The sequence below is a fragment of the Streptomyces sp. NPDC046335 genome (assembly GCF_055587985.1).
In genome coordinates this window covers 326,434-339,178 of record NZ_JBVJFF010000006.1, presented here as the reverse complement: position 1 = coordinate 339,178, position 12,745 = coordinate 326,434, and the positions used below count along the sequence as shown (strand labels likewise).

Below are 12,745 nucleotides of genomic sequence, written 5' to 3'. Positions count from 1 at the left end.
CGGGGAGCGGCCGGTGGGTGGTCAAGAGTGCCCCCGGGCCGTTCCTCGGGGACCGGCCGCCTCCCGCCGTGCGGGCCCGTACGCGTACGTCGCGACGGTGAGGGCCACCACGAGGGCGCCGAGGAGCCAGCCGCCGATGACGTCCGTGGGCCAGTGGACGCCCAGCCAGATGCGGGTCAGGCCTACCCCGGCGACGGAGACCGCGGCCAGGGCGAGGGCCGTGCGCCACAGGGCGGGGCCCGCGCCGTGCAGGCGCAGCAGCCACAGGAGGAGGCCGCAGACGACGGCCGCGGTCATCGCGTGGCCCGAGGGGAACGCCGCGTAGTGCGCGGAGTCCACCGGGTCCGGCCACACCGGGCGCGGACGGTCGAGCGCCGCTTTCAGCCCCTGCTGCACCGCTGAGGCCAGCAGGCAGGCGCCCGCCAGCCAGAGCGCGAGCCACCTGGCGCCGCGCGCCGCCACCAGCCAGATGACCGCCACCGCGCACAGGGCGCGCATCGTCCAGGGGTCCCACACCCAGTCCGTCAGGATGCGGAAGGCCTGCGTGGTGTCGGGGTCGTCCACGGCCCAGCGATGCGTCGTCCGCGCGATGTCCTTGTCCAGGGTGAGCAGCGGGCCCCACTCCAGCTCCACGAGGAGCAGCAGCAGGAGCGCGGGCACGCCGCAGAGTGCGGCGATGAGTGTGGCGCGGTGGCCGGGCGGGCGGATCGGGGAGTCGGTCGGCGCGGAGTGCATACGGTGATCCTTGCCGACGGGGCGGTGCGCATGCCATCCCCGGGACGGCAGGGCCTGGCTCAGGACGTGGAGGCTGGTCAGCTCAGGGCGCGCAGGCCGGGTCAGCTCAGGGCGCGCAGGCCGGGGCCGAAGGTCATCAGGACCGGGATCGCCGGTACGAGCGCCGCGGTCGCCGTCAGGCGGAGCCTGTGCCCGGCGGTGAGACGCGGGCGGGCGGAGAGCAGCCGGTGCACGCGCTGCGGGACGTGGGCCTGCGGGGTCGGGCAGGGACCGAACACCCCGCGGTCCTCGTTCAGTTCGACCAGGGCGAGCGCGACGGTCAGGCGGCCGAAGCGGCGCGAGGCCACGTCGTCCGCGGCGAGCTCCACGAGGCGGTGCATCTCGTCACGGAACGCCGCGAACACCCGCATCCGCGGGAACCCGGCGGCCAGCGCGCCCGAGCAGTGCAGCAGCCAGTCGTGACGGGCCTGCGCGTGGCCCTGCTCATGGGCGAGCACGGCATCGAGCTGACGGCCCTTCAGGCGGCGCAGGGCGGCCGTCGTGACGACCAGTCGCGGGGCCTGGCCCGGCAGCCACCAGGCGTCGGGGCGCTCACCCTCCAGGACGACGAGCCGGTCAGCGCCCGGCTCCTCACCGGGCAACAGGGGAGCGCGGTCGCGCAGTTCGGTGCGGCGCGCCGAGCGCCGGAGCCGCGCGAGGGTGATCTCGCGGGTCAGCATCGCGGCGCTCCACACCCCGCCGCAGGCGAGCAGCACGGCGGTGGCCGCGGCCCAGGGTCCCGCGGCCTGGAGGGCGTAGGCCTCGACCACGGCGTGCGGCGCGGGGGCGAAGAGGTGGCCGCGCACGGCCTGCCACGCGGCGGCCGCGCTCAGGGCCATCGAGAGCACGCAGCACAGGAGGACGGCCGCGATCACGCACTGCCAGGCCCACAGCGCGACCACCGGTTCGCGCTCCGGCCAGTCGGTCCGCGCGAGCATGCGCGGTGCGACGACGGCGGTCAGGGCGCCCAGCAGCAACAGTGCGACGGGGACCATCATGGCGTCAGCCTATGAGGGCGGGGCCCGTGGAGGGTATGGCCTGCCCCGGCAAGTGACGGACGCCACGGCGGACACACGGGGCGCCGGCGCCGGAAAGGGACGGACAGACGTCCGAAAGCAGTAGCGCCGTTCCCCGATCGGGTCGCCCGCGGGGTGCCGTCGAGTGGCGTACGCCCCGGTGGCCGAGGGGCGCCGTAGTGTCCGGACGATGATCGAGACCATTGTGTTCGACGTGGGGGAGACCCTCACCAAAGACGACCGATACTGGACCTCCTGGGCGAACTGGCTGAAGGTCCCGAGCCATACCCTCTCCGTGCTCGTCGGCGCCGTCGTCGCCCAGGGCAGGGACGGCAGGGACGCCCTCAAGCTCGTCAGTCCCGACATGGACGTCGAGTCGGCGGAGCGTGCGCGCGAGGCCGCGGGCCGGGGCGAGCACATCGGCGAGGCCGATCTCTATCCGGACGTGCGGCCGGCCCTCGGCGCCCTGCACAAGCTCGGCATCCGCGTCGTCGTCGCGGGCAACGGGACCGCGCGCGCCGCCGAGCTCCTGCGCGACCTCGATCTGCCCGCAGACGTGGTCGCCACCTCGGGGGAGTGGGGCGTGGCGAAGCCGGACCCCGCGTTCTTCACGCGGGTGCTCGAAGTCGCCCAGGCGGGTCCCGCCGAGACGCTCTACGTGGGTGACCATCCGGCGCACGACGTCTTCCCCGCCCGGCAGGCGGGCATCCGCACCGCGCACCTGCGCCGGGGCCCGTGGGGGCACCTGTGGGCGAACGACCCGGGCGTGGCCGAAGCGGCGGACTGCCAGCTGGACAGCCTCACCGCGCTCGCCGCGATGATCGCCCAGAGGACCGCATCGGTCAGAGTGTGAGCAGCATCGCCAGCATGCCGATGCCCATCGAGAGCCTGCACGCGAGCGCCAGCTCGGGCCTGTCCCCCCACCCGAGCACCGGCGCTCCGCCGACCGTGCCCTCCCCGGCCGCGACCGTCCGGGCGGGGGCGAGCCGTACGCCGGACCGCAGGACGTACCCGGCGAAGTAGAGCAGGAGGACGCCGGTCAGCAGGGGGAGGCCCGCGCCGCCGTGGCCCGCGTGCCCGCCCGGCGTCGTGATCATCACCACCGACATGTAGACCATGGCCGAGGCGCCGATCAGATGGTGGACGTGGTGAGGGTCCCTGCGTGCCGCCCCCACGGAGTGCCACAGGCCGTGCAGCGACGCGGCGCCGAACACCGCCGCGCTGACGAGCCAGGTCCAGCGCGGCAGGGCGACCACCGCCGCGGGCACGGCCATCACCGCCATGCCGAAGCCCATGAGCGCCTCACCGCCCGCGGTGCGGCGCTGTTCCTCGATGCGGCTGCGCATCCGCAGCAGACAGTAGGCCCCGGTCGCCGCGCACAGCGCGACGAGCAGCCAGGCGGCCTGTGCGGGTCCGTGCACCGCGCACCTCCCCCGGTCGACGGTGTCGTCGGGTCGATGCCCAGGGCCGCGGAGGCGTATGCGGGCGCAGGGGGGTGCACGGGAAGCACACGGGAGGTGAGACGGGAGGTGAGGCCCCGCTGACGCCCCGCTCAGTCGCTCGCGCTCCGGCCGCCGGGCGGAATCTTTTGCGAGTAAAACACTTGCTAAGGTTTTAGGTATGAGCAGTACGCCGCCCTCCCCCACGCCCTCCTCGCCCTCGCCCGCCGCGCCGCACCCCTCCCCCCGTCCCGCCCGCGTCCGGCGGCTGCCGCTCGCCGGGGTGCTCCGCGCGAACAAACCGTCCGACATCTGGTTCAAGCCGGCGTGCAGCGTCGTCGTCGCCACCGCGATCCCCAACGTGACGCTGCTGGCGCTCGGACGGCTCGACCTGGTGATGTTCACGATGGCCGGGTCGTTCTGCGCCCTGTACACACACCACCTCCCGTACGCCGCCAGGGCGCGCGCTCTGGCCTGGGTCGTCGCCGGGATGGCGGCGAGTGTGGCCGTCGCCCTCGTCACCGCCTCGCTGACCGGCTCCGCCGTGGTCCTCGTCGCGGTCGGCGCGGTGCTCGCCGCCCTGCAGAAGACGCTGTGCGACGCGACCCGCGTCGGACCGCCGGGGCACCTGATCTTCACCTTCATCAGCTCCGCGACGCTCTTCGCCCCCAGCACCCTCGGCCAGGTCCCCGCCCACGTCGCGCTCACCCTCGCCGGCGGCGCCGTGGCATGGCTGGTCGGAATGGCGCCCGCGCTGGTGCGCCCGCACGGCCCCGAGCGCCGGGCCACCGCCCGCGCCCTGCGCGCCGCCGCCGCGTACGCGGACGCCGCCGGGGCTGACGGTGCAGGACCCGCCGCCGGGGCCGACGGTGCAGGACCCGCCGCCGAGCGGGCCCGCTCCGCCGCCGCCGGAGCCGTGCACGCCGCCTGGCAGTCGCTGCTCGCCACCGGCAGCCGCACCGCCGAGGCCCGCCGCGCCCTGGGCAGCCTCGTCGTCCGCGCCGAGGAGGCCCTCGCCGCGCCCGCCGCCGCTGACCCCGAAGCGCTGCGCACCTGGGCCGCGAAGCTGCGCGGTACGAGCGCCGTGCCGCGCCCCGGTGACGTACGCCCCGGTGAGCGGGACGAGCTGCTCGGCGTCGAGGCCGAACTGGCCGGGCCCGCCGTGCCGCTGTGGCGCCGCATCGGGCCCGGCTCCCCGCTGCTGCCCATCGCGCTGCGCACCGCGGTCGGCTGCGCGCTCGCCGGCTACGGATCACTCGCCCTCGGCATCGGCCGCCCCTACTGGGCCCTGGTCACCGCAGCCTCCCTCTACCAGGCGAACGTCACCCTCACCTGGAACCGCGGCGTGCAGCGCGTGGTCGGCAACCTCGTCGGGGTGCTCGCCTTCGCCGCCATCGCGCCCTTCGCCCACCTCGGCCACGCGGAACTCATCGTGAGCTGCCTCGCGCTCGGCTTCGGCGCGGAGGCGCTGATCACCCGGAACTACTGGATGGGCAGCGTCTGTGTGACGCCCATGGCCCTCCTGGTCACCGAGTTCGCGCGCTTCCAGCAGCCGGGCGAGCTGATCCTCGACCGCGTCGTGGACACCCTCGTCGGCGCCGTGCTCGGCGTCGCCGCCGCCGTCGTCGTCACCAACCGGCGCGCCACCGACCACATCGAACGCGCCCTCGTGACCGCCGAGCGGGCCAGGGAGCGGGCCGAGGCGGGCCTCGCGGCAGGCACCGGCCCGGTCGAGCCCGCGCGGCGCCGGCTCACCGCCGCCCTGGTCGACCTGCGTGCCGCCGCCGACGCCGCGGCGGGGGAGTGGTGGCAGCGCGCCCTGCCCGAACAGCGGGTGGTCGCCGCCGAGCGCGCCGGACACCGTACGCTCGCGGCGACAGTACGACGGAGCCGCGGGAACGGTCCGGCGGCGCGGGTCGGCGAAGGGGCCCCCGACGCCTGGGAGGGCGCACCAGCATGAGAGCAGAGAACGACCCGGCGGCGCGGGCCGGCGGCGACACCGTGGCCGCGGTGGTGCGGCAGTGGCGGGCGGTGCGTCCCGACATCGACACCGCCCCGATGGAGGTCATCGGCCGCATCAACCGCTGCGCGGCCCTCCTCCAGCAGGCCGAGGACGCCCCGCTGCGCCGGGCAGGCCTGACGCGCGCGGAGTTCGACCTGCTCGGCGCGTTGCGCCGCACCGGGCACGAGCTGACCCCCGGCGAACTGGCCCGCGAGACGTTCTCCTCGGGGGCCGCGGTCACCAAGCGGCTCAAGCAGCTCCAGGAGCGTGAGCTCGTCGAGCGCAGGGCCGACGCGCGGGACCGCCGGGTCGCGCACGTCCGGCTCACCGACGAGGGGCGCGACCTCGTGGACACGATCCTGCCGGAGCAGCTCTCCTACGAGACGGTCGTGCTGTCCGTGCTGGACGGCGCGGACCAGGAGCGGCTGAGCGCACTGATGGGCGAGCTCCTTTCGCGGCTCGAAGGGCGGCTCGGGGTGTGGCGGGGCTGATCCGCCGGGCCCCGGACCGCCGCCCGGGCCGTCACGCCGCGGCCACCCGCTCCTTGATCTCCTCCGGCGACAGGTACGCGTCCGTCATCTCGAAGTCCTTCAGCGTGGCGGGGCGCTGCGCCTGGAAGCCGGTACGGACGTAGTCGTCGCCCGCGACCGCGTTGAGACCCCAGTTGGCGGCCGTGCGGAAGCGGGCCGTCACGGTGCGCAGCGCGCCCAGGTGGTAGCCGCGCGCCACGATCTGCGCGGGCAGCCCGGAGAGCTGGACGCCCAGCGGCTTCGACACCGCCTGGATGCCGCCGAGGTCCACGACCAGGCCCATGTCCTTGTGCCGGTAGTCGGTGAGCGGGGTGCCGCGCAGCGAGGCGACGACGTTCTTCGCGGCGGCCCAGCCCTGGCGCATGGCGTGCTGCGCGGTCGGCGGGCAGGTCGCGTCGCCGCCCTTGACGAGGTCGGGCACGGCCGCCGCGTCGCCGAGCGCGTAGACCCCGTCCAGGTCCGGCACCGTCAGGTCGGGCCGGACGACGAGCCGGCCGCGGTTGGTGTCGGCGCCGAGCGTCGCGATCAGCGGGCTCGGCGCGACCCCCGCGGTCCAGATCAGCGTGCGGCACGGCAGGACCCGGTCGTCGGTGAGCGTGACGGTGTCCTCGGTCACCTTGGCCACGGACACCCCGAGCGAGACGTTCACGCCCCTGCGCCGCATGATCTCCATGGCCTTGTCGCCGAGCGGCCCGCCCAGCTCGGGCATCAGCTTCGGCGCGATGTCCACCAGGTGCCACTTGATCTGTGAGACGTCCAGGCGCGGGTAGCGCCTGACCGCGGCGCACGTCAGGCGCTGGAGGTAGGCGGCCGTCTCCGTGCCCGCGTAACCGCCGCCGACCACGACGAACTGGAGCCGCTGCTCGCGCTCCTCGCGGGACGAGCTGGCCGATGCCAGGTCCAGCTGGGAGATGACGTGGTCGCGGATCCAGGCGGCCTCGGCGAGCGTCTTGACGCCCACCGCGTACTTGTCGACTCCGGGGATGTCGAACTGCCGCGTGACGCTGCCGGGCGTCAGGACCAGGTGGTCGTAGCGCTCCACGACCTCCTCGCCGTTGATCTTCCGTACGAACACCGTCTTGGTCTTCGGGTCGATGCCGATGGCGCCGCCCGGCACGATGACCGTGCGGCGCAGCATCCGGCGCAGCGGCACCGCCACCGACTGCGGGGTGAGCACGCCGGCGGCGACGTGAGGGAGGAGAGGGAGGTAGAGCTGGTGATCCATGGGGCTGATCAGCCGCAGCTCGGCCTCCTGGGGGGCGAGCGTCTTCTCCAGCTTGTGAGCGCACTCCATGCCGGCGAAACCGCCGCCGACGATGAGGATCCGGGGAGCTGCCATGTGATGTCTCTCCAAGGGAGTGGGAGATCGTCTTCAGGGCCGTGGGGGGGCGTCAAGGAGTCGTCATGGATCTTCTGGACCGTACCTGTGGCCGTGTACCCCTGCATCCCGGATGGATTGGTCGTGTGACGTGGCTCACGTCAGTGACGTGCCGCGAGGTCAGATCCCGGGGCGGTAGCGGATCGGGTGGTCGTGCGGGACCTCGACGAGGACGATCCTGAGTCCGTCGGGGTCGTCGATCCACATCTCGATCAGTCCCCACGGCTCCTTCACCGGCGGCCGGACCACCTCGACGCCGCGCTCCACGAGTTCCGCGTGCGCCGCGTGGACGTCGGGGACCTGGAGCCAGAGCCGCAGCTCGGCGGGGAACGGCGTCCCGGAACGCCCGGAGAGCTCGAGGAAGCCGCCGCCGAGGAAGTAGACCGTGCCGCGCTCGGGACCGGTGCCGAACTCGCGGTACACGGCGAGACCGAGCGCCTCGCCGTAGAACGCGCGCGAACGCTCCGGATCGGTGGGGTGGAGAAGGGTCCGACTGCTCAGTACATGCACCATGCGGCCGCACCCTAGCCGCGCGTTAGGCTCGGCGGTGCATCGTGCCGCGCCGAGATCGGAGAACAGTCGATGGACACCGCCCCGCGTCCGCGCACCGGAGAACTGACCTTCCGTGACGCGGAACCCGCCGACGCCGGAGCCCTCGTGACGCTCATCGAGTCGGCGTACCGCGGCGACGCGAGCCGCGCGGGGTGGACCACCGAGGCGGACATCCTCGAGGGCCAGCGCACCGACCCCCAGGGCGTCATCGAGGTCATCGACTCGCCCGGGAGCCGTCTGCTGGCGGTCGAGCGGGACGGCGCGCTCGTCGCCTGCTGCCAGCTCGAACGCCGCGGCGAGCACGCCTACTTCGGCATGTTCGCGGTAAGCCCCGCCCAGCAGGGCGCGGGCCTGGGCAAGGTCATCATCGCCGAGGCGGAGCGCGTGGCCCGCGAGGAGTGGGACGCCCGCGAGATGCACATGACCGTGATCTCCGTACGCGACGACCTCATCGCCTGGTACGAGCGGCGCGGCTACCGCCGTACGGGAAAGATGACGCCCTTCCCGTACGGCGACGAGCGCTTCGGCATCCCGCAACGCGACGACCTGGAGTTCGAGCTGCTGGTCAAGGACCTGGCCCCGGACGTGGGCTAGGGCCTGTCGTTTGGATCATCTCGGCGTCGCGGGGTCTGGCACGCACTCCCCCACGCCTGAACGGCGCGGGGGGACCCCCACCGGCGTTGTCGTCGGTTGCCAACGCTCCGCGTTGTCGCCCTCCTCCGCCTTGCATCTGCACGCACCAGACCCCGCTCGAGCCAGGTCGAAAAGGCACCGCCCCTCCAGCCGACCTGATCCAAACGACAGACCCTAGGCCGTGAAGCGGCCCGTGCGCTTGATCTCGGGGTAGTCGGTGGTCGCGCCGTCGAGCTGGAGCGCGCGCACCAGGCGCAGGTCGTCCTGGGTGTTCACGACCCAGCCGATGATCCGCAGGTCGGCCTTCCTGGCGCGCTCGACGATCTCCAGGGTGAGGCGCCGGATGTTGAGCACGAGGGTGGTGGCGCCGACGGCCGTGGCGCGCTCCACGACGTCGGTGCCGTAGCGGCTCGCGACGAGCGCGGTGCGCACCCCAGGCACCAGGCGCGCGATCTCGGCGATCGCCTCGTCGTGGAAGGAGATGACCTCCACCCGGGCGACCAGATCGCGGCGGTGCATGACCTCCGCGAGGGCGCGCGCGGCGGCCACGTCCTTGATCTCGGCCTGGAGCGGCGCACGCACCGCGTCGAGCACTTCTTCGAAGACAGGGACGCGCTCGCCGCGGCCCGCGTCGAGCTCCCGCAGTTCGGCGAGCGTCTTCTCGGCGATCGGCCCCTTGCCGTCGGTCGTACGGGCCACGTCGGCGTCGTGCATGACGACGAGGGCCCCGTCCTTGCTCAGGTGCAGGTCGAGCTCGATGAGATCCAGGCCCGCGGCTTGCGCGGCGATGAAGGAACGAAGGGTGTTCTCGGGTTCGACACCCATGACCCCGCGATGACCGATGGTGAGGAAGTTCAAGGTTCACTCGCTTCCGTCGACGGCGGCTTGGTGGCCGCAGGGCGGGGGGAAGTGCCGCGCGGCAATGTCGCAGCCTAACGGCCCGCCTCGACGAGGGAACCGGTCGTACGAGGGTGGATGGAGGCGTCCGCCCTGGTCCCCACGATGCCGAGGACGAGGCCCGTGACGAGGGCGGCGACAAGGACTGCACGGGTGCTCACTGGTGCGCTGCTCCCTGCGGCGGTGACGGCTGACCCCGCCCGTCCTACCGGTCGGGGGCCCGCCACCGCGAGCCGCTTCACTCGCGGGTGGGCGCGTCCTCACCGGGGTTGACCAGGGGGCGCGGGACGGCGTCTCGCCGCTGCCGCCCGTGAGGCGGCCCGGGCGAACCCGGCGATCTCGTCCCGAGGGGCGGCGGGGCTGTAGACCGTCAGCGCGCCCTGCCGCTTGTCCAGCACCAGGGTGGCCGGCGCCGACGCGGTCTCGCCGTCGTACGCGAGGTCGGAGACGTCCTCCAGGCCGCTGATCCGCAGCCGCTCGACGCGCTCGGTGCAGAAGACCCGCGAGCGCCGCAGCGCCCCGCCGAGGGAGGAGAGGCTGAGCCGCGTACGGGCCAGCGGCGCCTGGGCGTCGACCGTACGGATGTCGAGGAGCCCGTCGTCCAGATGGGGCCGGTGCGAGGGGGCGAGGCCGTCCGGGACGTAGCGGCCGTTGCCCGCGAAGAGCAGCCACAGGACGCGGTCGTGGCCGTCGAGCCTGACCCGCAGCGGTGTCGCCTCGCGCAGCACGGCGAGGAGGGCCACGGCCGCCGCGGGCCACTTGCCGATGCGGCCCTCCAGCTTCTCGCGCCTGCGCACCAGTTCGGGGTAGAGGCCGATGCTGAAGGTGTTCACGAAGCCCGCGACGACCGCGTCGTCGCCGTCGTGGACCGTGGCCAGGTCCACCCGCACGGCCTCGCCGCGCTCCACGGCCTGCGCGGCGTCCTCGAACGTGGCCGTCCCCGCGTCGAGGGCGAAGTGGTTCAGGGTGCCCCCGGGAAAGACCGCCAGCGCGAGCCCCGCCGCCACGGCCCTGCGCGCCGCCGCGTTGACCGTGCCGTCACCGCCGCAGACGCCGAGCGCCCCGCCCGCCCGGGCGGCGAGCGCGACCCCCTCGTCCAGGGTCTTCCCCAGATCGTCGCCCGGACCGCAGCTGAGGATCTCGGCCTTCGGCAGCAGCAGTTCCAGATGCTGCCCGGCGGGCAGCCGGCCCGGCACGCCCTTGCCCGAGCCCGAGTTGAGGACGATCACCAGGCCCTCGCCCTCGGGCAGCGCGGGCGCCGCCACGCGGGTCCGCCCGTCCCGCTCGGGCCTCGGGCGCGGCGGCCACCAGTAGCAGGTCACCGCGGCGGCGGCCGCGCCGAGCGCACAGCCCGCGAGCACGTCCCCGGGGTAGTGGGCCCCCACGTAGACGCGGGAGAACGCCACGGCCGCGGCGACCGGCGCGACCACGGCGCCGTACCGCGACGACTCCAGGGCCACCCCCGTCACGAAGGCGGCCGCCGATGCCGCGTGCCCCGAGGGGAACGACGACGTCCACGGCGTCTTCACCGGGCGCCGCACCAGCGGCACCGCGGCGGGCCCGGGGCGGCCGCGGCGCACGGCGCACTTGGCGACCACGTTGGTGGTCAGCGAGGCCAGGGCCAGCGCGCCCACACCCCGGCGCGCGGCACGCCGGGCCACGGGACCGCCGACGAGCGCCAGCGCGGCGGCCGAGCCGAGCCACAGCCGTCCGTGGTTCGCGGCGGTGCTCAGGAGCGGCAGCACCTGGTCGGCGCCGGCCGGCCGCGCGGCCGCCACCCGGTCGAACCACCGCCGGTCGATCCTGCCCATGCGTCCCGTCATGGCCTCACTGCACCAGGGCATGAGGAACGGGGCCCGCGCTGCTCGCCCGAACGGGTCAGGCGCGCGCGAGCCCACCGCCCGACGGAGAATGCCGACATGGCGACAGAGCCGAAACATGGCGACAGAGCCGACATGGCGACAGCGCCGTCATGGTGACAGAGGGGAGAACGCTGACATGACGAAGGGCCGCTCTCTCGACATCCAGGTCAAGCGGGTCTACGACGCCGCGGAACCGGACGACGGCTCCCGCGTCCTCGTCGACCGGCTGTGGCCGCGCGGAGTCTCCAAGGACCGCGCGGAGCTGGAGGCCTGGGACAAGGAACTGGCGCCCTCCACCGAACTGCGCCACTGGTACGACCACGACCCGGCCAAGTTCGACACGTTCGCCGAGCGCTACCGGCAGGAACTCGACGACGCCGACCGCGCGGCCGACCTGGAGCGCCTGCGCGGCCTCGCGCGCTCGGGCCGGCTGACCCTGCTCACGGCGACCAAGGATCTGCCGCACGGCCATGTACGGGTCCTGGCGGACGTCCTGCGGTCGGGATGAACCGTAGCTCCCCACAGCCCTGCGGAGTTTGCCGGATCGGCAACAAACATCGGTCGTGGCGTCGCGCCCGCCGCATGCTCGTCGTGCACGCCACCGGTTCGCCGAACGCCCCCGGGAGGGCCCATGCCGCAGACTCCGACCGCCGCCGCCGAGCGCACGCACCGCCTCGTCCCCTCGCCCGCGGGCCGCGTCCACCTGGTGGAGCAGGGCTCGGGGCCACTGGTCCTGCTGGTGCACGGCTTCCCCGAGTCCTGGTACTCGTGGCGGCACCAGTTGCCCGCCCTGGCCGCGGCGGGGTACCGGGCCGTCGCCGTCGACGTACGCGGATACGGGCGCTCCAGCCGGCCCGATGACGTGGCGGCGTACCGGATGCTCGAACTCGTCGAGGACAACGCCGCCGTGGTGCGCGCGCTCGGCGAGGAGACCGCGGTGGTTGTCGGGCACGACTGGGGCGCGACCATCGCCGCCCACTCGGCGCTGGTCAGGCCGGACGTCTTCCGCGCGGCCGCCCTCATGAGCGTCCCGTACACGCCGCCCGGCGGCCCGCGCCCCAGCGAGGTGTTCGCGGGCATGGGCGGCGAAGGAGGGGACGAGTTCTACGTCTCGTACTTCCAGGAGCCCGGCCGGGCCGAGGCCGAGATCGAGCCGGACGTCCGCGGCTGGCTCGCGGGCTTCTACGCCGCGCTCTCCGCCGACACGATGCCCGCCCCCGGTGCCCCGGACCCGCACTTCACCGCGCCCGGCGGCACCCTGCGCGACCGCTTCCCCGCCGGAGCCGTGCCCGGCTGGCTGGGTGAGGGCGAACTCGACGTGTACGCGGGAGAATTCGAGCGGACCGGTCTGACCGGGGCGCTCAACCGCTACCGGAACATGGACAGGGACTGGGAGGACCTGGCCCGCTTCGCGGGGGCGCCCATCACCGTGCCGAGCCTGTTCATCGGCGGCGCCCTCGACGCCTCCACGACCTGGCTGGCGGACGCCATCAAGGCGTTCCCCGACACCCTGCCGGGCCTGAGCGGCGCGCACATCCTCGACGGCTGCGGCCACTGGGTGCAGCAGGAGCGGCCCGCCGAGGTGAGCCGGCTCCTGACCGACTGGCTCGACTCCCTGCCCGCCTGAACCACCGCTTCCGACCGTGATTCCGCCCACTGCTT

14 protein-coding genes are annotated in these 12,745 nt (G+C 74.1%); 6 read left to right on the top strand and 8 right to left on the bottom strand.

The annotated features are described in order from the left end of the window. Window positions 1-21: 21 nt before the first annotated feature. The gene (locus ACZ6JY_RS16995; RefSeq protein WP_469196725.1) at window positions 22-735 is read right to left on the bottom strand and encodes a phosphatase PAP2 family protein; all 714 of its coding nucleotides are present in this window, start codon (window positions 733-735) and stop codon (window positions 22-24) included. A 101-nt stretch (window positions 736-836) separates the two neighbouring features. Beyond that, window positions 837-1,772 carry a M56 family metallopeptidase gene (locus ACZ6JY_RS16990; RefSeq protein ID WP_469196723.1) on the bottom strand — a complete coding sequence of 312 codons (936 nt, stop codon included), beginning with the start codon at window positions 1,770-1,772 and terminating at the stop codon, window positions 837-839. 208 nt (window positions 1,773-1,980) lie between these two features. Here ACZ6JY_RS16990 and ACZ6JY_RS16985 point away from each other — a divergent pair, with 208 nt between their 5' ends. Further along, window positions 1,981-2,643: an HAD family hydrolase gene (locus tag ACZ6JY_RS16985; RefSeq protein ID WP_469196721.1), complete on the top strand. Its 663-nt coding sequence runs from the start codon at window positions 1,981-1,983 to the stop codon at window positions 2,641-2,643. On the opposite strand, the gene ACZ6JY_RS16980 is transcribed toward ACZ6JY_RS16985, so the two are convergent. After that, window positions 2,633-3,211: a DUF5134 domain-containing protein gene (locus ACZ6JY_RS16980; protein ID WP_469196719.1), complete on the bottom strand. Its 579-nt coding sequence runs from the start codon at window positions 3,209-3,211 to the stop codon at window positions 2,633-2,635. The two genes, ACZ6JY_RS16985 and ACZ6JY_RS16980, sit on opposite strands and share 11 nt — an antisense overlap. A gap of 199 nt (window positions 3,212-3,410) precedes the next feature. Between ACZ6JY_RS16980 and ACZ6JY_RS16975 the strand changes: the two genes are divergently transcribed. Both ACZ6JY_RS16975 and ACZ6JY_RS16970 read left to right on the top strand, forming a co-directional pair. Then, on the top strand, window positions 3,411-5,189 hold the full coding sequence (locus ACZ6JY_RS16975) for an FUSC family protein (protein WP_469196717.1): 1,779 nt from the start codon (window positions 3,411-3,413) through the stop codon (window positions 5,187-5,189). Next, window positions 5,186-5,722 (top strand): MarR family winged helix-turn-helix transcriptional regulator, encoded by a 537-nt coding sequence (locus ACZ6JY_RS16970; RefSeq protein WP_469196715.1) that lies wholly within the window; start codon window positions 5,186-5,188, stop codon window positions 5,720-5,722. The genes ACZ6JY_RS16975 and ACZ6JY_RS16970 overlap by 4 nt, the downstream gene beginning before the upstream one ends. Before the next feature lie 31 nt (window positions 5,723-5,753). Here the strand turns inward: ACZ6JY_RS16970 and ACZ6JY_RS16965 are convergent, their stop codons facing one another. Both ACZ6JY_RS16965 and ACZ6JY_RS16960 read right to left on the bottom strand, forming a co-directional pair. Then, complete coding sequence (locus tag ACZ6JY_RS16965) at window positions 5,754-7,100, bottom strand: NAD(P)/FAD-dependent oxidoreductase (RefSeq protein WP_469196713.1); 1,347 nt, start codon at window positions 7,098-7,100, stop codon at window positions 5,754-5,756. Between the two features lie 159 nt (window positions 7,101-7,259). Beyond that, window positions 7,260-7,652 carry a VOC family protein gene (locus tag ACZ6JY_RS16960; RefSeq protein ID WP_469196711.1) on the bottom strand — a complete coding sequence of 131 codons (393 nt, stop codon included), beginning with the start codon at window positions 7,650-7,652 and terminating at the stop codon, window positions 7,260-7,262. A 69-nt stretch (window positions 7,653-7,721) separates the two neighbouring features. On the opposite strand from ACZ6JY_RS16960, the gene ACZ6JY_RS16955 reads away from it, so the two are divergent. Further along, the gene (locus tag ACZ6JY_RS16955) at window positions 7,722-8,285 is read left to right on the top strand and encodes a GNAT family N-acetyltransferase (RefSeq protein WP_469196709.1); all 564 of its coding nucleotides are present in this window, start codon (window positions 7,722-7,724) and stop codon (window positions 8,283-8,285) included. A 213-nt stretch (window positions 8,286-8,498) separates the two neighbouring features. Here ACZ6JY_RS16955 and ACZ6JY_RS16950 read toward each other — a convergent pair whose 3' ends face one another. The 3 genes from ACZ6JY_RS16950 to ACZ6JY_RS16940 all read right to left on the bottom strand — a co-directional run bounded on the left by ACZ6JY_RS16950 (window position 8,499) and on the right by ACZ6JY_RS16940 (window position 11,044). After that, window positions 8,499-9,182, bottom strand: coding sequence for a glycerophosphodiester phosphodiesterase (locus tag ACZ6JY_RS16950; protein ID WP_469196707.1), 684 nt, complete (start codon window positions 9,180-9,182; stop codon window positions 8,499-8,501). A 74-nt stretch (window positions 9,183-9,256) separates the two neighbouring features. Next, entirely contained in the window at window positions 9,257-9,382 is a 126-nt protein-coding gene (locus ACZ6JY_RS16945) for a hypothetical protein (protein WP_469196705.1), read from the bottom strand. A 99-nt stretch (window positions 9,383-9,481) separates the two neighbouring features. Then, window positions 9,482-11,044 (bottom strand): phosphatase PAP2 family protein, encoded by a 1,563-nt coding sequence (locus ACZ6JY_RS16940; protein WP_469196703.1) that lies wholly within the window; start codon window positions 11,042-11,044, stop codon window positions 9,482-9,484. Between the two features lie 175 nt (window positions 11,045-11,219). Here ACZ6JY_RS16940 and ACZ6JY_RS16935 point away from each other — a divergent pair, with 175 nt between their 5' ends. Together ACZ6JY_RS16935 and ACZ6JY_RS16930 are read left to right on the top strand one after the other, a co-directional pair. Beyond that, window positions 11,220-11,591: a DUF488 domain-containing protein gene (locus ACZ6JY_RS16935; protein ID WP_469196701.1), complete on the top strand. Its 372-nt coding sequence runs from the start codon at window positions 11,220-11,222 to the stop codon at window positions 11,589-11,591. Between the two features lie 123 nt (window positions 11,592-11,714). Next, entirely contained in the window at window positions 11,715-12,710 is a 996-nt protein-coding gene (locus ACZ6JY_RS16930) for an alpha/beta fold hydrolase (protein WP_469196699.1), read from the top strand. Window positions 12,711-12,745 lie beyond the last annotated feature (35 nt).

Bases quoted from the DNA above. Each gene is read 5' to 3' on its own strand.
- ACZ6JY_RS16975 (WP_469196717.1), top strand. From the start codon at position 3,411: ATGAGCAGTACGCCGCCCTCCCCCACGCCCTCCTCGCCCTCGCCCGCC.
- ACZ6JY_RS16930 (WP_469196699.1), top strand. From the start codon at position 11,715: ATGCCGCAGACTCCGACCGCCGCCGCCGAGCGCACGCACCGCCTCGTC.
- ACZ6JY_RS16990 (WP_469196723.1), bottom strand. From the start codon at position 1,772: ATGATGGTCCCCGTCGCACTGTTGCTGCTGGGCGCCCTGACCGCCGTC.
- ACZ6JY_RS16935 (WP_469196701.1), top strand. From the start codon at position 11,220: ATGACGAAGGGCCGCTCTCTCGACATCCAGGTCAAGCGGGTCTACGAC.
- ACZ6JY_RS16985 (WP_469196721.1), top strand. From the start codon at position 1,981: ATGATCGAGACCATTGTGTTCGACGTGGGGGAGACCCTCACCAAAGAC.
- ACZ6JY_RS16995 (WP_469196725.1), bottom strand. From the start codon at position 735: ATGCACTCCGCGCCGACCGACTCCCCGATCCGCCCGCCCGGCCACCGC.
- ACZ6JY_RS16965 (WP_469196713.1), bottom strand. From the start codon at position 7,100: ATGGCAGCTCCCCGGATCCTCATCGTCGGCGGCGGTTTCGCCGGCATG.
- ACZ6JY_RS16955 (WP_469196709.1), top strand. From the start codon at position 7,722: ATGGACACCGCCCCGCGTCCGCGCACCGGAGAACTGACCTTCCGTGAC.
- ACZ6JY_RS16970 (WP_469196715.1), top strand. From the start codon at position 5,186: ATGAGAGCAGAGAACGACCCGGCGGCGCGGGCCGGCGGCGACACCGTG.
- ACZ6JY_RS16960 (WP_469196711.1), bottom strand. From the start codon at position 7,652: ATGGTGCATGTACTGAGCAGTCGGACCCTTCTCCACCCCACCGATCCG.
- ACZ6JY_RS16940 (WP_469196703.1), bottom strand. From the start codon at position 11,044: ATGACGGGACGCATGGGCAGGATCGACCGGCGGTGGTTCGACCGGGTG.